The following is a 20215-nucleotide window of genomic DNA, read 5'->3' as shown; positions in this document are numbered from 1 at the left end:
TTTTAATTTTTTATGGAGATCATTAATTTCCAGATTATCTATTTTAAAGGTACTGTGATAATTATTTTTATATTAAAAAATAACTAATTAATGGTAGCATAAAATTAATTATAAATTAATTATAAATTATACACAATACTTATACCAACACATTTATTAATCAAGTATAAAACTTTTGAAAATTACTTTATTTATATATTATTTTAATTAAGGTGAGGAGTGGAAAATTAAAAATTCTGAGAACATTTAAAACCCTAAATGTATATTGTAATTTAATAAAAATTCTTACTATTATTAAACAAAGCTATTTTTTTACTCAACATTATCAATGGTTCTTTATTCACTAATTGTGTGTGAAAATGTTACCACAATTTAATGTTCATTGTTCCTTATTTAAAGTTTTATCAATAGAATCTTTATTTTTCATCCTAAAAGTAACTAAAATATGGTGAAGATAATCTAGGAGAAATACTTGATATGTTAGCGAGGGTATGGAGCGCTACGGTGGTGGGGGTAGATGCTATCAAGGTAGGGGTTGAAGTTGATGTGGCGGGGGGATTACCTAAAATTACGGTGGTGGGCTTACCTGATGCGGCGGTGCAGGAGTCGAGGGAGAGGGTGAAGGCAGCCATCAAAAATTCTGGGTTTGCGTTTCCTATGCGCAAGGTGACGATTAATCTTACCCCTGCTGATTTGAGAAAGGAAGGTCCTAGTTTTGATTTACCTATCAGCATTGGTATTTTAGCGGCCTCTGAACAAATTGATCCTCTTTTGTTGGGAGATTATCTTTTTTTGGGGGAGATGTCTTTGGATGGTAGTTTACGCCCCATAGCGGGGGTATTACCCATGGCAGCGGTGGCAGTGAAGTTGGGCTTTAAGGGGATCGTTTTACCCAAAGCAAATGCTCAGGAAGCAGCGGTGGTGGAAGGTTTGGAGGTGTATGGTTTAAATAATTTGGATGAGGTTGCCCAGTTTTTGCAAGAGCCTGAGAAATTTAGTGCCACAAGGGTAAATATGGGGGAAGATTTTGAGCCTCTTTTTGCTTTGATGGATAATTTGAAGGATGTGAAGGGGCAAAACCATGCCCGTAGAGCTTTGGAAATTGCGGCGGCGGGGGGCCATAATTTGATTTTTGTGGGGCCTCCAGGGTCGGGAAAAACTATGTTAGCAAGGCGTTTACCGAGCATCTTACCGCCCCTAAGTTTTGGGGAGGCGTTGGAAGTTTCTCAGGTTTATTCGGTGGCTGGGTTGTTAAAAAATAGTGGTTCTTTGGTGCGATCGCGCCCTTTTCGCAGTCCTCACCATTCGGCTAGTGGGGCATCCTTGGTGGGGGGTGGTAGTTATCCTAAACCGGGGGAAATTTCTTTGTCTCATCACGGGGTGTTATTTTTGGATGAGTTGACGGAGTTTAAGAGGAATGTATTAGAATTTTTACGGCAACCCCTAGAAGATGGTTTTGTAACTATTTCCCGCGCCCGTCAGTCGGTGGAGTTTCCTGCCCAGTTTACCTTGGTGGCGAGTACCAATCCTTGCCCTTGCGGTTATTATGGGGATTCTATTCAGCCCTGTAGTTGTTCGCCTCGTCAAAGGGAGCAATATTGGGCGAAGTTGTCGGGCCCTTTGTTGGATAGGATAGATTTACAGGTGGTGGTTAGTCGTCTCAAGCCCGAAGAAATGACCAGTCAGCCCCAAGGGGAAAATTCGGAGTCGGTGAGGGAGAGGGTAAATAAAGCAAGGGCGATCGCACAGGAACGCTTCAAAGGTTATAAAATAAGCAGTAATGCTCAAATGCAGTCAAAGCATCTACGGGAATACTGTGCATTAGATGAAACCTGCCGTAACCTGTTGGAAAATGCCATCCGAAAATTAGGACTTTCGGCACGGGCAATGGATCGTATTTTGAAAGTATCACGCACCATCGCTGACTTGGCAGGAGATAGCGATTTACAAAGTTATCATCTTGCCGAAGCTATCCAATATCGTACCATCGACAGAATGCAATAAAGCTTAATTATCTCTATTAGGAGGTAAACTATTGAGCATTTCTTGGTATTCTCGCCATGGGGGCAAAAAAGTATCTATGAGGGCGACAAATTTTTTACCATGATTGGCTTCTAGTAGGTGCGTCATTTCATGGACAACGACATACTCTAGGCATATTTTTGGTCTCTTTGCTAGTTCAGTATTAAGGCGAATATTGCCATGGGTAACATTACAACTCCCCCATTTTGTCTTCATTTGCTGGACAAAAAACCTGTTTACTTTTACTCCCATGATGGGTTGCCATTTTTCGATGAGGGGGGGAATAGCTTGTTTTAATTGCTCTCGATACCATTGAGCCATAATAACTTGTTTTGTAAGGCGATCGCGCTGCGCCACTTCGCGATCGCACTCAGGAGGTATTTGTAATAAAATAGTTTTATGACCGAGAGTTACCCTAGGTGCATTATTCGATTCCATAATTTTCAGTAAATAACCCTCTCCCCAAAGATAATGGGTTTCCTCATCGATATAGTGACGGGGTGCTTCTCTTGTGCGAGATTGTATGGCTTTTTGTTGTTTTTTGATCCATGGCAACTTTTTAAGGGCAAACATTCTTATGGTTTCCAGTGTCATGGTTTCTGGGGCGCAGATTAATATCTCTCCTTCGGGAGGGCGCACTTTGAGATACATATTTTTGATTTTTTTGCGCTCAAGGGCGATCGCAATGTCACCAACCTTAATACTTTTTTTCATCAAACTTTAATCATATCGGGTGGGCATCGCCCACCACAAAACAACAACTACATAGGACGATAAACACGATAATTAATACTAGGAAAAATATTATCAATGGCCTCTACCTTTTGCAACCAACCAGAATCAATTTCTCCGCTCCAAATATCCTCCTCCAACTTCTTCAACCGCAATAAATGGCTTTTTGTCCGTCTTTCGGCGTAAGGTACCATGGTACCAGTACGCATGATGAATGCCCAGTCAGAGGATTGAGCCAACAACAACTCCCTCGCTGCTTGGTTTAGGGCGCGCCATTCCAACTCATCCTTCGGCTCTTTAGTTGCCAAATTAATCATTTTTTCCGCCCCTTTGTGAAGGTGAGGATAAATCCAAGCATTGGTATGATTTAACCAATATTCATGGAAACCCTTATAACCCCAACTAGATTGAGAAGGAATCGCCACCTGTTGATTTGGATGTCCTTTTAGATAATCTGCAAGATGAATCATATACAAAGTATCTTGGTCAAACCATGCCTTGCGGAAAAGGTAATCAATAAATTTTGGGCCCTCATACCACCAATGCCCATACAACTCCGCATCATAGGGAGACACCACAATGGGTTCCCTTTGCATAATTCCCGCTAGGTGCTGAACCTGTTGCATTCTGTTATACAAAAAGTTTCCAGCGTGTTCGGCGGCTTTTTCATTGGCCCAATAAGGATCATAAAGCGCTTTGTCCGATAAACCTGCTTGACGACTGGTAATTTTGTGGTACTTTATCCCCACATTTTTCCGTTGTCCATTGGGCATGATGTAGGGCTTGATATAGTCGTAATCAGCTTCCCAACCAATATCTTTGTAAAACTCTCGATAAACTGGATCTCCAGGATAACCAACTTCCGATGACCATACCTGCTGAGAAGACTCATGATCCCTTCCAAATACTGCAACCCCTGTTTCGGTAAAAATGGGAGCATAAGTGCCAAAACGAGGACGAGGACGGGCATAGAGCAAACCATGACCATCGGTAAGGAAGTACCGTAAACCAGCATCCGCCAACATTCTTTCTAAGCCTTCAAAGTAGGCACATTCGGGCAACCAAATCCCCCTAGGACGAATACCAAAGTTTTCTTCGTAATGTTCACAGGCTACTTCTATCTGCGCCCACACCGCTTGGGGGTACATTTTCATGAGGGGCAAATATCCGTGGGTAGCACCACAGGTAATAATTTCTAAGTTATTACTGTCTTGAAATCCTTTAAAGGCACTAACTAAGTCTCCTTTGTAGTGTTCCCATACTTTGCGGGTTTCACTAAATTCTTGGGCATAGTATTCGGCAAGATATTTGATATGACCATTATCTTTATTGTGGTCTATTTCTTTTTGAACTAATTTTTCTAACTGAGTAAGATGTTCGTCATATCTTTCTTGGAGGAGTTTATCCCGTAGCATGGACACAAGAGGGGGTGTCATGCTCATGGTCATTTTAAAGTCAACGCCATCTCTTTTTAGTCCGTTAAATACTTGTAACAGTGGTATATAAGTTTCGGTGATTGCTTCATACAACCACTCTTCTTCTAGGACGTAGTCACTTTCTGGATGGCGGACAAAGGGTAAGTGTGCGTGTAGCACTAAGGCAAGATAGCCAAGAGCCATAATTTGTCAATCACTATTTTTTTTGTACAGTTTAACAGTTTAATTTTTTACTGTTACTAGCAATATTAAGCGACTTTGAACATTTTTATCACTAAAAATTATTCCCTCTTTTGTGTTATTTTTTAGTTTTATTGTTTTTATTTTCTGATTTCATCTATTTTTTTGTTGATCCCTTTTTGGTAGTTATGGGGGATCAATTATTTTTCTGCTTTCTTTTCTATGGTTTAAGCTCCTGCGGCGATCGTTTCGGCTCCTCGTTTTACCTCGATACCTTTGATATGTCTTACTAGCCAATGGGCTAATTCTTGATGGATTTTAAGGGCGATCGCACTTTGTTTTTCAGGATTTTCTCGGTACTTAATTTGATACTTTTTGACGGTATCTAAAAATATGGCATCGGCTAAATCATTGATGGCATTAATTCGCTCTTTATGATAAGTGTCAATGATTTTTACTCCAGTTTTCAAGGATTCGTTAAGTTCATATCTTTCCATGGTCGTTTTCCTATATCTGCTCTATGTCTCAATGTTCGCAACAAAAAAAAGCTCGTGAACTGGTTTTAAACAATTAGGGCTAACTAGGTTTTATTGTTGTCATTTTTTTTCTGTTTTAGGACTTTGTTGGTTATCCCTGATGAAATTATTTTTAGGGTCAAAATAGGATAAATTGTTTTTGGTTAAATTAAATTTTTAGCAATAATATTTTTAATATTTTTTTTATGTTTGTTTATTTCGTTTATCACCATTGACTTTTATGGATTAAATCTAAGTATTTTGTCATGGAATCATTGTCAATAACTATTATCAATAAGTGAAATTAATTGAGAGAGGCTATATACATCTAAAGTTTTAACCTTGCTTTTTTATTGAGAATGGTATATGATGAAATGGTAACAGAGAGGTAAAAGTATGCAGGGAAATCAAGATGTTAAGGCTCAACTTAATACAGTCTTAAAGATTAAATTGACTGCGATTAACCAGTTTTTTTTACATGCTAGAATGTGCAAAAATTGGGGTTTAGATCGTTTAAATGGATATGAGTATAGTTACTCAATCAAGTTGATGAAACAGGCTGACAAAATTATTGAGCGTATTTTCTTTTTGGAAGGTTTACCTAATTTACAAGATTTGGGTAGTCTTTTGATTGGGGAGGATGTACCTGAAATTTTGGCTAATGATTTAACCCTTACTAGCGATATGGCGGAAAGTTTACGGGGTGCGATCGCCCTTAGCGAAAATCAACAGGACTACGTAACTAGAGATTTATTCCGAGATTTATTAGAAGAAACAGAAGAGCAAATTGATTGGATTGAGTCTCAACAGTGGTTAATTCAAGAGTCGGGTTTACAGAATTTCTTACAGTCTATGATGTAGGTAATGGAAGGATTTAATTGTCCTATTCGTAGATAGTTTTATAAAGATAATAAAGAGGAAACAATGAAAGGTAGTAAAAAAGTTATTAAAGAGTTACAAAAGTTACTTCGTAGCGAGTTGTCCGCAAGGGATCAATATTTCACCCATTCTCGTATGTACCAAGATTGGGGCTTAAATAAACTTTATGAACGCATTGATCATGAAATGCAGGACGAAACCCAACACGCAGACATGATAATTAAGCGTATCTTATTTTTAGAAGGTTCTATCAATTTGGGTGATCAAGCTGATTTGAATGTGGGTAAAACCGTCCCTGATATGCTCAAAAAAGACCTTGAGTTGGAGTATGAAGTCATCGGTAATCTTAAAAGTGCGATCGCCCTTTGTGAAAATGAACAAGATTACGTCACCAGAGATTTACTCCGTCAGATGTTGGATGATACCGAGCAAGATCATGCGCACTGGTTAGAACAACAGTTATGGTTAATTGATAACGTTGGTTTACCCAACTATCTACAATCTCAAATGGGTTAATTGTTGATGTGGACTACGATTTGGCGTAAGTGCGATCGCATCCTATGTTCCCAAACGTAGATACCTTGCCATGTTCCCAACAAAAGATGACCATTATTAACAGGAATAGTCAGGGAAGTATTGGTTAAAACCGAGCGAATGTGGGAGGGCATATCATCCGGCCCTTCTGCACTGTGATAATAGTCCGTGGCACTTTCGGGGACAAGTTTATCAAAAAAATTGCTCAAATCCGTCAACACATCAGGGTCAGCATTTTCTTGGATAATTAAACTAGCACTGGTGTGCATGATAAACACAGTACATAATCCCATTTTGATGCCCGACTCCCCCACCACGGAAGCAACATCACGGGTGATATTATGTAAACATTTACCACTGGTTTTAATTTTTAAAGTGTTTTGATGACAAGCCATAGTATTAATTAATTATTTGCTCAGAGCGAATAAATATCCAAGAATAATTAATAAAGGTATTTACTAAAACAGTTTAATAGAAAAACACCATAAAATCCATAATCATTCATTACTCTAACATTGGTTACATAAACCTCTGGAATATTGCTCAAATAGCGAGATATAATTGTAAACAGGAGCTTTGATTTTACTTTGTGAAATGGAGAGTAGGATCAGGGTTAGCAAACAATAGTTAAGACATAGCATAAAATACCGTGACTGTAAAACCAGAATGGCTGAGGGTAAAAGCTCCTCAAATACAAAGAGTTGGTAGCGTAAAAGATATTCTCAGGGATTTAAGTTTAAATACTGTGTGTGAGGAAGCATCCTGCCCCAACATCGGCGAGTGTTTCAATGCTGGTACTGCCACTTTTTTGATTATGGGGCCAGCTTGTACCCGTGCTTGTCCTTATTGCGACATTGATTTTGAAAAAGTACCCAAGGAGTTAGATTCCACTGAGCCTTTAAGGTTGGCAGAAGCGGTTAAACGTCTCAAACTTAACCATGTGGTAATTACTTCTGTGAATCGTGATGATTTGCCTGATGGGGGGGCTAGTCAATTTGTGACTTGTATTGAGGAAACCCGTAAGTTATCTCCTAATACTACCATTGAAGTTTTAATTCCTGATTTGTGCGGTGATTGGGATGCTTTGGCAAAGATTTTAAGCGCTAACCCAGAGGTTTTGAACCACAATACGGAGACGATACCCCGATTATATCGTAAGGTGCGCCCCCAAGGAGAATATGGGCGATCGCTCGAACTCCTTGCCCAAACTAGAAAGTTAAACCCAAGTGTTTATACCAAGTCTGGAATTATGGTTGGCTTGGGAGAAAGTGACGAGGAAGTTAAGCAAGTAATGCAGGATTTACGAGCCGTTGATTGTGATATTTTGACCATTGGGCAGTATTTGCAACCTTCTTCCCATCATCTACAGGTAAAGGAATTTGTTACTCCTGAAATGTTTGATAGTTGGCGTGTTTATGGAGAGGAAATAGGTTTTTTACAGGTGGTTTCAACCCCCCTCACCCGTAGCTCATATCATGCGGAAGAAGTACGCAATTTAATGAAATTGTATCCTCGTACCATGGAAACGGTTAAGGGGTAAATGAATAATGAAAATATATTTCTAACTACTTCCTATGGCACATTTTGACATCCTTATCCTATCCAACGGCCCAGGGGAAATTGCCACTTGGGTTATACCTGTGGTGGAAAAAATCCAACGTCTTCTCGGTGAGGGGTTTAAGGATGTTAGAGTGTCTGTTATTTTATCACCCTGTCCGAATAGTACGGGGAATGAAGCTGATGTTGCCCTTCGTTGTGATGGCATTCATCGGGTACAGTCAGCGGCTCATTTTTTCAATTTTTTACTATTTGGTAGGACGGTAGATAATTGGGATTGGTGTAAAAATGGCTTGGTGTTGTTTTTGGGTGGTGATCAATTTTTTACGGTGGTAGCTTCCAAAAGATTGGGTTATAAAAGCATTGTTTATGCGGAATGGGATGCCCGTTGGGCTAGTCAGATTGATCATTTTGCTGTCATGAATTCATCGGTAAGGGATAAGATGCCCCCTCGTTTTCATCATAAGGTGACGGTGGTGGGAGATTTGATGGCGGATGTGCCCGATCATGGAATTAATAACACTTCGTCACAATTTCATGTTGGTTTATTACCCGGTTCTAAATCTAGTAAACTAACTCAAGGTGTTCCTTTTTTCAGTGCGATCGCCCATTATGTGTATAATAAAAATCCTGATATAAAATTTAGTATTCCTGTTGCTCCCACCATTTCTCCACAAATATTGGCTAGTTATGGAGATAAAAATAAAAATGAATTTGTTAATACTTTTACTGATTTAACCATAAAATTAGTGGATGATAAATCATTACAAATATCGGATAATTTAACTATAGAATTAATTACTAATTTTCCTTGTTATGAAGAGATAAAAAACTTTGATATTTGTATTACCACCGTGGGAGCAAATACAGCACAGTTAACCTCCTTGGGAGTTCCTATGATAGTTTTAATTCCCACTTATCAATTAGATGCGATGAAATCTTGGGATGGTATTTTAGGTATCTTGATGAATTTACCTTGGTTAGGAAACAACTTTGCAAAGTTAATTAACTGGCTCATCATTAAATATACTATTAAAAATAAGAGGTTATATGCTTGGCCTAATATTTGGGCAAAAAAAGAAATTGTTCCTGAATTAATTGGTCATTTAAAAGTAGATAACATAGGTGATCTTATCTTAGATTATTACAAAAATCCTCAAAAACTAGAGGACATAAAAAAAGAGTTGTCCTCTGTCACTAAAAGTAAGGGCGCTCGTAAAAAAATAGCGGATTTAGTCATTCAATACATGAACCAAGTTGACAACTAAAACTATTTTCTCCTTTTGTAACAAAGTTTTAAACAATCATTTTTTATTATTGACTTTTGGTTCTGGGTGTGAGATTATTACAATATATTTAATATAATAGAAATCTTTAAGTTTATATTTAGTCACAAAGATTCCCATTATGATATAAGCATACCATGAAGCGGGTGCATAATTATCAACAAACAAAGATTTTTTTATGATAAAAGATTATTCCCATAATCGGCGCCCTTGGCTACCCTTAAAGCAAGAGTGAGTATCCCGCAGTAAATCAGGAATAGATAAATTTTCGGGGCATCTAGGTAAACAATCCCCACAATCGGTACATTTATCACCCTTGTTACCCCAAAACCAATGACCTGCATTTTCAAACATTTGGTAACGATAACTAGCAAAATCTGTCATATCCAAACCAACACCCAAATTTCTGAGACGTAATACTTCTGGGATGTTGATATTCTCAGGACAGGGTAAACACTGATAACATTGGGAACACTTTTGAGTGGTTAAGGTGCGCTGTAAATTTTGTTCTATATTATTAAAACTTCTTTTCTCCTCATCGGTTAAAGGATAATCCTTGTCGGCAACTTCTAGGGGAGTGAATAACTCTTGTGGGTTAGCAGCCCCAAGGCTAAGGGTTGTAATAGCTGGGTTATCTAGCAAAAATCGATAGTTTAACTCTAGGGGAGTAAAGGGTTCACATAAATCTTTCAGTTTTTGGGGTGGTTGATACAACATCCCTCCTTTATCTGCGGGGGAAATAATAAAGATGCCTAAGTCTTTCTTTTTTGCTAATTCAATAATGGGATAGTTTCGTTGAAAGAAATAATAGTAATGAAGGTTAACAAAGTCGAATAAACCTGTTTGGATAGTTTTTGTTATTATGTCTAAACTTCCATGGGTAGAGAAGCCTAAATATTTTATTTTGCCTTGTTTTTTAGCATCTAATAACCTGTTGATATAACTATCAGACTCTAGTAATTGTTGATAGTGCTTTTCTGTATTAATGCCGTGGATAGCTAAACAGTCAATATAGTTTGTTTGTAAATTATTAAGAGATTCATCTATGGAAGACTTATCTATATTTTGGCAATCTGATGGGGTTAACTTGGTGGTAACAAGAATATCTTGACGACTAATGTTAGAAGTCTTTAAAAAGTTTCCAAAATATTGTTCACTTTTACCATAAGCCCTTGCCGTTTCAAAGTGATTTATTCCTAATGCTATGGCTTTACTAACTGTTTCAAATAATTGTTTTTCGGAGTAGCAACAACGCATTAACCCTAAAGAAAAAACTGATATATTTAAGTTAGTTTTGCCAAACCTTCTATATTTCATTGATTAATAATAATAAATAGACTTTAAAGAAAAGTTATGCAAGGAAAAATATATAGCAATTATTATGATTACGGGTTACAAAATGATCCCCCTAAATCCCCCGTAAATTCGGGGGACTTGAGAATAATAAATGTATCTCATAATTCTAAAAAATGCTATAGTAAATAAAATTTTAAAAAAATTGCGATAGATAACCTATCAAATATGTGTTACTATCATGTGACAAGGGGTTTTAATCCCTTGCTTTCAATCCTAATTATGGAATATTTATCTAAAAAGTAGAGCCATTCCAACCCCACATTGAGCCTTTAGCATCAGCAAATTCAATATAAATACGGTTTAAACTAATGTCTAATTGCTGATTGATTTCATTACAAAAATCTTGACTCATTGCTTTAGTTTGATTAGGCGACATAGTACCAACACTCTTTATTTCTACATAACAAACAGGCTCAAATGTTCCTCCAAAAGTCATATTTATATTTTGTTCAAAAGCTGTCATTACGTAAGATTCTGGTTTACTTAAATGTTTTGCCAGTTTAGCTGATAAAGTAGTCAATAATTTTTGTATTTGGTTTTCTTCGATGTTACTTATGGATGATTGAACTTTGATTAATGGCATAATTATTAAAAACTGTTTTACTTTTTATATCTTATCCTTATAATTGCTTTTTAAAGATAACTCATCGTTGAATCATTTAAGTAATACTGTTTGAATATTACTATTTATTTCTTTGCTTTATGGTCAATGTTTGATTGTTTTGTATCTTTATTAACTTTCACTTTTGTAAGAGAAAATTATAATTTATGATGGATTGGTGCAGCAAGATAAGTTAAACCTAAAAGAATACCCATTTGCTCATTACCATTTACATCTAAATCACTGTGACATAAAAATATTTTATCAGTGGCACGGGATAATAAATCATGAATAACTCGATCAATTCTTTCCTTTTCTTGCCCTTCTTGATGCTCGATAGTTAGGGGTTTTTTATCCCATCCCCTCAGAAAAAGAGGAGAAGCGAACAATTCAGCGGCCCCCCCTTTACTCCAAAGGTTTGAACTTATGTCAAGCCAGAATTGCCAAGGATGACTTTGGTTAGAAGTACGATATTGATAGATGGTAGCGAGGGTAATTCCTTTTTGTTTTTTCTCTTGCAATAAAGGGTTAATAGGATAAGGGTTGGCGGTAATGGTGCCTTTGCGTAGGAGAATGATAAATTCTGTCAAACATTGAATGGTTTGTTTTTCTTTGCCTAATCGGTTTTGAATTGCCCAGAAGTGGGAAGCGGTTTGTTTAAATTCTCGTAGGTTGTTTATCTGGGTGTAGGTAAGAGATTTAATGTCATGGAAATATTGTTGATTGATTTTATCGATGACGGCGAGGGGAGATAATTTTTTGTCTTTGGTTTCTTGTTTGAGTTGATTAACCCAATCTCTAATTTTGTTGTAGGCGATAAAGGTTTTGTAACCAAGACGCTCTCCTGATGTAAAATTATCGATGGATAAGAGAAGGGGTGATTCTATGTCAATGTGATAGCAGTAATCGGCTAATAGTCCAGCCCTAATGGGATCAATATCAGGTTGTAAGCCCCATTCCGTGGTAGATTTGGGGGATAATACTGTTAACATCTCCGCTATCATATCCCTTTCAATTAGTCTCCCATTGCCTCCGAAAATCAATCCTAGGAGGGTTAAATGCGATCGCACCAGGGGGGAGGCGATAAGGGGGCGTTTCTCCTGTAAAGGCTCTACAGGGATGTTATTTTCTTGGAAAAAATGAAGAAAATTAAAACGGGCAACCTCATCTAACCCGGGGGCAATAATGGCAACATCTGCGGGGTTAATTTTTCCTTGTTGAATATTATCAATGATAAAATCTGCTACTTCCTGAATTAATTGCGCCCTTACCCTAGTTTTTATAGAAAAAACATTTTCATAATTATCTCCATCGGGAGTATTTTCTTCCATTAAGAGTTTGACAGAAAATTCTAGTTTCTTCAACCCATTATCAATAGGGAATACGGTTAAAAATTCCTGCTTACAATCTTGGGCAATAGTTTTTAAATAATCTGGATCTGCATTTAATCCTAAACGTACTTTTCCTTTATTGTTATAAGTAAAAGCACATCTATAATTATGGGAGAGAAAAAACTCAAATAAGTCTCCCATGGTAGCAGGAAAATTGTCTAAATCATCAGCAAAAACAGCACCATATCTATTTAATAAACTCTTTTGATATTCCAAATTAGGCAATAGATAACGCCAATAAAGTTCATAAATAATTCCATAGCTTAATAAACCATTATCTAAACACCATAAACGCCATTGTAATAAGAGTTTATCAATGGTTTGCCATAAGTCACCTTTCATATTATCTAGTAAAAATATTTCTCCTTTTTCCAAATAATTAGAAATATCCTCTGGAGGAATTCCCGCCATTCCAGCTAGTTGTAATAAATCAAGTAAACGACGGACAAAAATAGACTCATTGCCAAATAAAGATAGTATTTCGAGGGTTATATCTTCACGCCATAATTGAGATGCTAATTCTTGCTCGGTTTCAGGATATAAACGAATGGGAAATAAACTTTTTATATTTAACTGTTTTGCGATTAAAGGAAAAAATAACTCCACTTCATTCATCATAAAAGCTGAAGGGGTTTTTATCTCAATGGTACAATTTAGTGTTTCAGTATGATTAAAAATTAACTCCTGTAAATTAATTCTTTTGTCTCTATTAAAAGCTAAAATAAGAGGTGGTTTTAGTAAGGGTGTAGATTGTTGTTCACTTTCTTTTTTTATCCATTGTGTCAATTGACTAACCAATGCTGTGGTTTTGCCACAGCGACTATTTCCTTCTATCCAAAGAGCATTATTTTGTGTCATTAATTTCAAAAAATCTTCTAACTTTGACTAAGTTGTGATAAATTATTGTTCAACCACCATGAATCATATTTACGATTGGTTTTAATTTCTAATAAGGTAATTCCTTGAGAAGGTAAATTTTGAATACTATTTATTAGTTGTGTCCAGTTTTCGATTAGTTTATATTTTACACCATAGGTTTTACTTAAATTTTCAAAATTAATTTGTTGGGGGGTAGCAAAATATTCTTCAAAAATGTTTTCAAATTCGGCAATGGGTAACATTTCAAAAATCCCTCCTCCATCATTATTCACTAAGATAATGGTTAAACTTCCAGATAAGTTTTTGCTCATTAAAAATCCGTTAGTATCATGTAACAATGCCAAGTCACCTGTTAATAATACCGCTTGTTTTTTTTCTTGGGCAATGCCTAGGGCGGTGGATAAAGTGCCATCGATACCGTTGGCGCCACGACTAAAGTAAACATCTCTTTCGGCTTGGTTAGTTTGCCAAAAATATTCGGCATGTCTCACGGACATACTGTTGGCGATGAAAATAGGTATTTGGGGAGGTAAGTTTTTAGATAACAGCCATGATATTTTACCTTCAAATAATTCTTCATGGTTATTCATGATAGTGGTAAGGTTTTGTTTAATTTTTTGGTCAATTTTTAACCATTGACTGAGGTAGTTTTGATTTATTTTATCTTCAACATTAGTTAAGGTTTGTTCAAGATTTTTAACTAACGCAATAATACTAATTCTTATGGGCTGACTGTTGCTATGAATGGCATCTAAGTTGTCGTCAGTGGGGGTAATAATATAGGTTAATGTTTTGTTTTCTGTTAGCCATTTTCTTAATTCTTTACTGGTAGGATATTCTCCTATTAAGATCACTATTTCTGGTTTTAATATGTCTCGATATTCTTGATTTCTTAAAATAGTGTCGTAGGTAGAAATTAGGTTTTTATTATGGTGAGAGTAGTTTCTGATAGGGGATAGGGCTTCTGATAATACGGGAAAATTTAATTTTTGGGATAAAAGTGCGATCGCACTGGTGTACAATACAGAGTTATCAGGGCAATCTACCCCCGCAATAATTATTCCTTTTTGATACTTTTGCCATTGAGAGAAAATTGCTTCATAATCTCCACTATAGTTAATGGTGAAAGAGGGACGATTTATATTTTTAAGTAAAACTTTATGCTCAATTACTTCTTTTTCAGCTTCGGTATAATTTAGTTGTTTAATAGGTGCTAAAGGTTCACGAAAAGGAACATTAAAATGGACAACTCCCCTCATAGGATAGATAGTTTTTTCCCATCCATGAATAATGTTTTGTCGTAGATAAAAAAGCCTTTCTAAATCCATTGACGGTAATGATAATTCTGTTTGCCATCGGGGATAATTACCATACAAATTTACTTGATTAATAGTTTGCCCAGCGTGACATTCTCTTAGTTCTGGGGGGCGATCACCTGTTAAGATAATTAAAGGAATATGACTATATTTAGCTTCAATTACCGCAGGAAAAAAATTAGCTCCTGCCGTGCCAGAAGTACAAACTAATACCGTGGGTTTACGGCTACTTTTGGCAATACCAAGGGCAAAAAAACTTGCCGAACGCTCATCCAAAACAGGAATTGTTTTTATGGTAGGATGTTGAGCAAAGGCAATGGTTAAAGGAGTAGAACGAGAACCGGGGCATATGACAGCATTTTCTAATCCTAATTTAGCGAAAGTATCAACTATTAAAGAACTCCAAACAGTGTTTATATTACGAAAATCTAAACTCATTATTTAAAATAAATTTACCCTATTTATTAATAATTTATTTTACCATATATATTGTATTAGCAATAACTATTCAATGTTTATTGTTCTAAGAAAAACTGATCACAAAAAAAATTAACTATGCAAAGTTATCTTCAAGATAATATTCTTTATATCAATAAAAAAGATCTTCCTGAATATAAAAAAAATGCTTCTATTGTGAGAAATAATTACTTCTGGGCATTAAAATCCATTAGCGGTTATTCCCCCCCTTCCGCTGATTGGGAATTTGAGCAGGAAGTATGGTTTGCCCTTTCGAGGATGTTATTATTTTTCACTAATTCAGGTTATCTTGGCTATAGTGAGACTATTTTAGAATTTTCTGAAGATATTATTATTCCCGATGTTTTACGACAAGTATCCAGTAAATTATAAATTGGGCATTACTAAATTTAGTTTAGGTGGGCAATAGCAACAGTATTTTAAATATAATTCAATAATATTCCATCATTAAGCAACTTCATAAATTAGAGGATTTAGGAAGAAAAATTCAAGCTACTTAGATAATCTAATCTTTTATTTTAATAAGTAGATAGACAAACTATAAATAAACTTAATTATCAATTATCCATTATCAATTAAATTATCATGGCAACATTTTTACGTCCCCTCAGTTATAAATATCAATGGCTGTATGATACTATCTCTCGTTTAGCCGCTTTACCCGTGGGAGGAGAGAAAAGATTTCGTAATTTAGCACTTGAAAATATTACCATAGAAGAAAATACAAAAATACTAGACTTGTGTTGTGGAAAGGGGCAGACTACTAAATTTTTGGTGCAACATTCCCACGAAGTGACGGGGTTAGATATATCTCCTTTTGCCCTAGAGGAAGCTAAAAAAAATGTACCCCAAGCAGGATATGTGGAAGGTTTTGCCCAGAAAATGCCTTTTAGTGCGGATGAATTTGATATTGTTCATACTAGCGTAGCTTTACATGAAATGAAGACCGAAGAATTAAAAGAAATTTTTGCGGAGGTTTATCGAGTGTTAAAACCTAATGGAATTTTTACTTTTATCGATTTACATCAACCCCATAATCCTTTATTTATCCCCGGATTAAGTATTTTTATGTGGTTATTTGAAACCGAAACGGCATGGCAATTAATTAAAACTGATTTGCCACAAATGTTAACTAATCAAGGGTTTAGGGTGATTACTAAAAAGTTTTATGGTGGGGGAAGTTTACAGGTAATTCAGGTTCAAAAATAAGCTAATAAAAAGGAGTTATTATTTATGGATATTAATACTAAAAATCCTCAAAATTTTGCTGATTATGCCTACAGTGCGATCGCCCTTAGCACAAAAAAAATAATTAAAAATGAAAAGGGAGTTTTAGAGGATGAAGATCCAGAATATGTACATCAAATGAGGGTAGGATTAAGAAAATTAAGAAGTGTGTTAATTGGCTTTGCTTCTGCCTTAAATTTACCTAAGATAGTGGAAGAAAAAAGCATAGGTAAAATAGCTCAAATTTTAGGAAAAAAAAGAGATAATGATGTTTTAAAAGAAAATTTACGTAAATACTATTACGATTTTCTCAGTGACTCTGAAAAAGAAATTTGTCAAGAATTTATCGAAAAACTAGAGGATAATAATAAAACCTGTCAAAAGAACATTATCAAAACATTAAAAGGGAAAGAATATAAAGCAATAAAAGTTTCCTTAAAACAATGGTTAAAAAAACCTCAGTTTAATTTAGTTGCTTCCTTACCAATAGAAAGCGTTGCCAATCATCTGATTTCACCTCAAGTAAGCCATTTATTATTACAATCAGGATGGTTAGTTGGTACTCAAATAGATGAAGAAAATCAAATTATAGTCAAAGAAAGCTATAGCCTTGAAGAAGTAGATATTTTACTACTATACCATGAAGAAATTATCCATGATTTACGAAAAGAAGCGAAAAAAACTCGTTATCAAATGGAACTATTAACGAACTGTTATGGACAATCATATGATGATTTTTTGCAGTTGGTAGTACAAGCACAAGAAATCTTAGGTAATATTCAGGATAACACAGTTTTAATGGGCAAAATAAAAAAAGTAATTGGTAAAAACTGGAGCAAAAAACTACCTAATTTAGAAAGTTTAATAATAAATAATCAACGGCAACAATGGATGAACTGGCAAAAAATACAACAGATATTTTTATTAAGAATGAAAAATTCAAATTTCCATGAATTATTTAGTTTATAACTACCCATCATATAATGTAGCAATTATCATGGTTACGGAGTACAAGATGATACCCCTAAATCCCCCACAAATTCGGGGTACTTGAGAATAATAAATGTATCTCATAATTATAAAAAACGCTATAAATTATAAGTGTTAATAATTAATAATAAATACTATTTCTTCCCTTCTCGTTGTTATCTTTTTTCTTAATTATCAACTATCAATTATCCATTATCCATTATCCATTATCATTTATCCATTATCATTTATCCATTATCATTTCTTGCTTTGCCCTTGGTTGGTTAAAATAAAAAGAAAAGCTATAAGATAACTAAATTTAAGAAATTAAATGTCTGCAACTACAAGCCATAAAAAAGCCAAAGCCCTCAAGCCAGGTAGTCGTCGCCCTGCCAAAGAATTGTGTAGCGAGTGTGGGTTGTGCGATACCTACTATATCCATTATGTAAAGGAAGCCTGTGCTTTTATTCATCAACAGATTGCGGAGTTGGAAACCCAAGCCCATGGGCGCCCTCGTGATTTGGATAATGAGAATGATGTTTATTTTGGGGTACATCAGGAGATGATTACCGCCCAGAAAAAAGAACCCATCGAAGGGGCGCAATGGACGGGAATTGTAAGTGCGATCGCCTGTGAAATGTTAACTCAAGGGCTAGTGGAAGGGGTTGTATGTGTGCAAAACAGCGAAACAGATCGTTTTCAACCTAAACCCATAATTGCCACCACTACAGAGGAAATCTTGGGGGCAAGGGTAAATAAACCGACTCTCTCTCCTAACCTGTCGGTATTAGAACAAATCGAACAATCGGGCATGAAACGCCTATTAGTGATTGGGGTAGGTTGTCAAATTCAAGCCCTGCGAGAAGTAGAAGATAAATTGGGCTTAGAAAAATTATATGTTTTAGGTACTCCCTGCGTTGATAACGTTACCCGTGAGGGATTACAGAAATTTTTAGACACCACCAGCGACTCTCCTGATACCGTAGTGGCTTACGAGTTTATGCAGGATTTTCGGGTACATTTTAAACATGAAGATGGACGGGTGGAAAAAGTACCTTTCTTTGGTTTAAAAACTAATAAATTAAAGGATGTGTTTGCCCCTTCTTGTATGACTTGTTTCGATTACGTCAACTCCTTGGCAGATTTGGTGGTGGGCTATATGGGTTCGCCCTTTGGTTGGCAATGGATTGTGGTGAGAAACGATACAGGGAAAGAGATGTTAGATTTAGTACAAGACCAACTTAAAACGCAACCTGTAATGTCTAAGGGCGATCGCACTCAGGCCGTCCAAAACAGCATTCCAGCCTATGATAAAGGGGTTACATTACCCATGTGGGCAGCAAAATTAATGGGGGTAGTAATCGAAAAAGTAGGCCCCCAAGGCTTGGAATATGCCAGATTTTCCATTGATTCCCACTTCACCCGTAATTATTTATACGTCAAGCGTAACTATCCTGAAAAATTAGAAGCCCATGTGCCTAACTATGCGAAAAAAATTGTATCTCAATATAAATTACCTAAAGATTGAGAAATTCAAATTTACCATGTAGAATTGCAGAAATATAGCATTTTTTAGATAAATCGTCATAGAATGATGATGCTTCAACGATAACGATAAATGGAGCGTGAACAAAAGATAACAAGGCTAAACAAGACACATTGAAGATAGATTTAATTGTCCATTATCCATTGTCAATTGTTCACCGTCCATTGCTTGATAATTAACTATTGATATAAAACAAGATGGAAAACCGCACCAAGGCACTAATTACAGGAATAACAGGGCAGGATGGCTCCTATTTAGCCGAATTACTTTTAGGCAAAGGCTACGAAGTCCATGGCATTATCCGCCGTACCTCCACATTTAATACTGACAGAATCGATCATATTTATCAAGATCCCCATCAGCCCGATGCTCGACTATTCCTCCACTACGGAGACTTAACCGATGGTACAACCCTCCGACGGATTTTAGAAGAAGTACAACCCCACGAAGTTTATAACCTTGGGGCGCAATCCCATGTAAGGGTGAGCTTTGATGCTCCCGAATTTACCGTGGATACCGTCGCCATGGGTACTCTCCGACTTTTAGAAGCCATCCGAGACTATCAAAATTATCATGATACCCAAGTAAAATATTATCAAGCAGGGTCATCAGAAATGTTTGGTAAAGTGGTAGAAGTTCCCCAAAAAGAAACCACTCCCTTTTATCCCCGTAGCCCCTACGCCTGTGCCAAAGTTTACGCCCATTGGCAAACCGTTAACCATCGGGAATCCTATAACATGTTTGCCTGTAACGGTATTCTTTTTAACCATGAAAGCCCCCGCCGTGGAGAAACCTTTGTAACTCGTAAAATTACAAGGGCGATCGCCCGCATCGTAGCAGGGCAACAAAAAGAATTATTCCTCGGCAACCTAGACTCCAAAAGAGATTGGGGCTATGCCAAAGACTATGTAGTTGCCATGTGGTCAATGTTACAACAAGAAAAACCCGATGATTACGTCATCGCCACAGGAGAAACCCACTCCGTCAAAGAATTTTTAGAACTAGCCTTCACCTACGTTAACCTCAACTGGGAAGACTATGTACGCTTTGATGAACGGTATTTACGCCCCGCCGAAGTTGACTTATTAATCGGAGATCCTACAAAATCAAAAGAAAAACTAGGCTGGAAACCCTCCGTTACCTTCCCTGAATTAGTCGGCCTTATGGTTGACGCTGACTTAGAAGCCTTCGGTTTAAAAACCCAAACAGGAGAGCCAGTAAAAGATCAAGCCTATATCCGTCATGGCGTTTTGCACAACGTTAATTAAATTTTATTGATGTCAATTATCAATTATCCATTATCAACTATCAA

General features: G+C 36.4%; 18 protein-coding genes. 10 read left to right on the top strand and 8 right to left on the bottom strand.

What is annotated here, in order from left to right; genetic code table 11:
* Positions 1 to 477: 477 nt before the first annotated feature.
* Positions 478 to 2004, top strand: a complete 1527-nt coding sequence (locus A5482_RS03090; RefSeq protein WP_069791443.1) for a YifB family Mg chelatase-like AAA ATPase — start codon at positions 478 to 480, stop codon at positions 2002 to 2004.
* A gap of 3 nt (positions 2005 to 2007) precedes the next feature.
* Here A5482_RS03090 and A5482_RS03085 read toward each other — a convergent pair whose 3' ends face one another.
* The 3 genes from A5482_RS03085 to A5482_RS03075 form a co-directional block, all read right to left on the bottom strand.
* Entirely contained in the window at positions 2008 to 2736 is a 729-nt protein-coding gene (locus A5482_RS03085; RefSeq protein WP_446684802.1) for a M48 family metallopeptidase, read from the bottom strand.
* 47 nt (positions 2737 to 2783) lie between these two features.
* Complete coding sequence (locus A5482_RS03080; protein ID WP_069791442.1) at positions 2784 to 4373, bottom strand: glycoside hydrolase family 57 protein; 1590 nt, start codon at positions 4371 to 4373, stop codon at positions 2784 to 2786.
* Positions 4374 to 4597: 224 nt separating this feature from the next.
* Positions 4598 to 4867 carry a hypothetical protein gene (locus A5482_RS03075; protein WP_069791441.1) on the bottom strand — a complete coding sequence of 90 codons (270 nt, stop codon included), beginning with the start codon at positions 4865 to 4867 and terminating at the stop codon, positions 4598 to 4600.
* Between the two features lie 414 nt (positions 4868 to 5281).
* Between A5482_RS03075 and bfr (A5482_RS03070) the strand changes: the two genes are divergently transcribed.
* Together bfr (A5482_RS03070) and bfr (A5482_RS03065) are read left to right on the top strand one after the other, a co-directional pair.
* Complete coding sequence (gene bfr / locus A5482_RS03070) at positions 5282 to 5746, top strand: bacterioferritin (protein WP_069791440.1); 465 nt, start codon at positions 5282 to 5284, stop codon at positions 5744 to 5746.
* Between the two features lie 63 nt (positions 5747 to 5809).
* Entirely contained in the window at positions 5810 to 6280 is a 471-nt protein-coding gene (bfr, locus tag A5482_RS03065) for a bacterioferritin (RefSeq protein WP_069791439.1), read from the top strand.
* Here the strand turns inward: bfr (A5482_RS03065) and A5482_RS03060 are convergent.
* Positions 6277 to 6693, bottom strand: coding sequence for a secondary thiamine-phosphate synthase enzyme YjbQ (locus tag A5482_RS03060; protein ID WP_069791438.1), 417 nt, complete (start codon positions 6691 to 6693; stop codon positions 6277 to 6279). The two genes, bfr (A5482_RS03065) and A5482_RS03060, sit on opposite strands and share 4 nt — an antisense overlap.
* A gap of 254 nt (positions 6694 to 6947) precedes the next feature.
* Between A5482_RS03060 and lipA the strand changes: the two genes are divergently transcribed.
* A complete protein-coding gene (lipA, locus tag A5482_RS03055; protein WP_069791437.1) occupies positions 6948 to 7838 on the top strand; it encodes a lipoyl synthase in 891 nt (296 codons plus the stop codon).
* A gap of 34 nt (positions 7839 to 7872) precedes the next feature.
* Complete coding sequence (locus A5482_RS03050) at positions 7873 to 9123, top strand: lipid-A-disaccharide synthase (RefSeq protein WP_069791436.1); 1251 nt, start codon at positions 7873 to 7875, stop codon at positions 9121 to 9123.
* Between the two features lie 207 nt (positions 9124 to 9330).
* Here the strand turns inward: A5482_RS03050 and A5482_RS03045 are convergent, their stop codons facing one another.
* The 4 genes from A5482_RS03045 to menD all read right to left on the bottom strand — a co-directional run bounded on the left by A5482_RS03045 (position 9331) and on the right by menD (position 15122).
* On the bottom strand, positions 9331 to 10458 hold the full coding sequence (locus tag A5482_RS03045; protein WP_069791435.1) for an aldo/keto reductase: 1128 nt from the start codon (positions 10456 to 10458) through the stop codon (positions 9331 to 9333).
* 271 nt (positions 10459 to 10729) lie between these two features.
* Complete coding sequence (locus A5482_RS03040) at positions 10730 to 11080, bottom strand: phenylpyruvate tautomerase MIF-related protein (protein WP_069791434.1); 351 nt, start codon at positions 11078 to 11080, stop codon at positions 10730 to 10732.
* A gap of 176 nt (positions 11081 to 11256) precedes the next feature.
* A complete protein-coding gene (locus A5482_RS03035) occupies positions 11257 to 13347 on the bottom strand; it encodes a hypothetical protein (RefSeq protein ID WP_069791433.1) in 2091 nt (696 codons plus the stop codon).
* A gap of 17 nt (positions 13348 to 13364) precedes the next feature.
* On the bottom strand, positions 13365 to 15122 hold the full coding sequence (gene menD / locus A5482_RS03030) for a 2-succinyl-5-enolpyruvyl-6-hydroxy-3-cyclohexene-1-carboxylic-acid synthase (protein ID WP_069791432.1): 1758 nt from the start codon (positions 15120 to 15122) through the stop codon (positions 13365 to 13367).
* A 117-nt stretch (positions 15123 to 15239) separates the two neighbouring features.
* Here menD and A5482_RS03025 point away from each other — a divergent pair, with 117 nt between their 5' ends.
* The 5 genes from A5482_RS03025 (at position 15240) to gmd (ending at position 20171) form a co-directional block, all read left to right on the top strand.
* Positions 15240 to 15533, top strand: coding sequence for a hypothetical protein (locus A5482_RS03025; RefSeq protein WP_069791431.1), 294 nt, complete (start codon positions 15240 to 15242; stop codon positions 15531 to 15533).
* A gap of 213 nt (positions 15534 to 15746) precedes the next feature.
* Complete coding sequence (locus tag A5482_RS03020; protein WP_069791430.1) at positions 15747 to 16370, top strand: class I SAM-dependent methyltransferase; 624 nt, start codon at positions 15747 to 15749, stop codon at positions 16368 to 16370.
* Between the two features lie 24 nt (positions 16371 to 16394).
* Positions 16395 to 17357: a CHAD domain-containing protein gene (locus A5482_RS03015; RefSeq protein WP_069791429.1), complete on the top strand. Its 963-nt coding sequence runs from the start codon at positions 16395 to 16397 to the stop codon at positions 17355 to 17357.
* 331 nt (positions 17358 to 17688) lie between these two features.
* A complete protein-coding gene (locus A5482_RS03010) occupies positions 17689 to 18885 on the top strand; it encodes a Coenzyme F420 hydrogenase/dehydrogenase, beta subunit C-terminal domain (protein ID WP_069791428.1) in 1197 nt (398 codons plus the stop codon).
* Between the two features lie 215 nt (positions 18886 to 19100).
* The gene (gmd, locus tag A5482_RS03005) at positions 19101 to 20171 is read left to right on the top strand and encodes a GDP-mannose 4,6-dehydratase (protein ID WP_069791427.1); all 1071 of its coding nucleotides are present in this window, start codon (positions 19101 to 19103) and stop codon (positions 20169 to 20171) included.
* The last annotated feature ends 44 nt before the right edge of the window (positions 20172 to 20215 follow it).

This window comes from Cyanobacterium sp. IPPAS B-1200 (assembly GCF_001747005.2).
Classification (GTDB): domain Bacteria; phylum Cyanobacteriota; class Cyanobacteriia; order Cyanobacteriales; family Cyanobacteriaceae; genus Cyanobacterium.
The sequence above is the reverse complement of the archived record's forward strand: the minus strand, read 5'-3'. Positions and strand labels throughout refer to the sequence as shown.

Bases quoted from the DNA above. Each gene is read 5' to 3' on its own strand.
- A5482_RS03090 (WP_069791443.1), top strand. From the start codon at position 478: ATGTTAGCGAGGGTATGGAGCGCTACGGTGGTGGGGGTAGATGCTATC.
- A5482_RS03085 (WP_446684802.1), bottom strand. From the start codon at position 2,736: ATGAAAAAAAGTATTAAGGTTGGTGACATTGCGATCGCCCTTGAGCGC.
- A5482_RS03080 (WP_069791442.1), bottom strand. From the start codon at position 4,373: ATGGCTCTTGGCTATCTTGCCTTAGTGCTACACGCACACTTACCCTTT.
- A5482_RS03075 (WP_069791441.1), bottom strand. From the start codon at position 4,867: ATGGAAAGATATGAACTTAACGAATCCTTGAAAACTGGAGTAAAAATC.
- bfr (WP_069791440.1), top strand. From the start codon at position 5,282: ATGCAGGGAAATCAAGATGTTAAGGCTCAACTTAATACAGTCTTAAAG.
- bfr (WP_069791439.1), top strand. From the start codon at position 5,810: ATGAAAGGTAGTAAAAAAGTTATTAAAGAGTTACAAAAGTTACTTCGT.
- A5482_RS03060 (WP_069791438.1), bottom strand. From the start codon at position 6,693: ATGGCTTGTCATCAAAACACTTTAAAAATTAAAACCAGTGGTAAATGT.
- A5482_RS03050 (WP_069791436.1), top strand. From the start codon at position 7,873: ATGGCACATTTTGACATCCTTATCCTATCCAACGGCCCAGGGGAAATT.
- A5482_RS03045 (WP_069791435.1), bottom strand. From the start codon at position 10,458: ATGAAATATAGAAGGTTTGGCAAAACTAACTTAAATATATCAGTTTTT.
- A5482_RS03040 (WP_069791434.1), bottom strand. From the start codon at position 11,080: ATGCCATTAATCAAAGTTCAATCATCCATAAGTAACATCGAAGAAAAC.
- A5482_RS03035 (WP_069791433.1), bottom strand. From the start codon at position 13,347: ATGACACAAAATAATGCTCTTTGGATAGAAGGAAATAGTCGCTGTGGC.
- menD (WP_069791432.1), bottom strand. From the start codon at position 15,122: ATGAGTTTAGATTTTCGTAATATAAACACTGTTTGGAGTTCTTTAATA.
- A5482_RS03025 (WP_069791431.1), top strand. From the start codon at position 15,240: ATGCAAAGTTATCTTCAAGATAATATTCTTTATATCAATAAAAAAGAT.
- A5482_RS03020 (WP_069791430.1), top strand. From the start codon at position 15,747: ATGGCAACATTTTTACGTCCCCTCAGTTATAAATATCAATGGCTGTAT.
- A5482_RS03015 (WP_069791429.1), top strand. From the start codon at position 16,395: ATGGATATTAATACTAAAAATCCTCAAAATTTTGCTGATTATGCCTAC.
- A5482_RS03010 (WP_069791428.1), top strand. From the start codon at position 17,689: ATGTCTGCAACTACAAGCCATAAAAAAGCCAAAGCCCTCAAGCCAGGT.
- gmd (WP_069791427.1), top strand. From the start codon at position 19,101: ATGGAAAACCGCACCAAGGCACTAATTACAGGAATAACAGGGCAGGAT.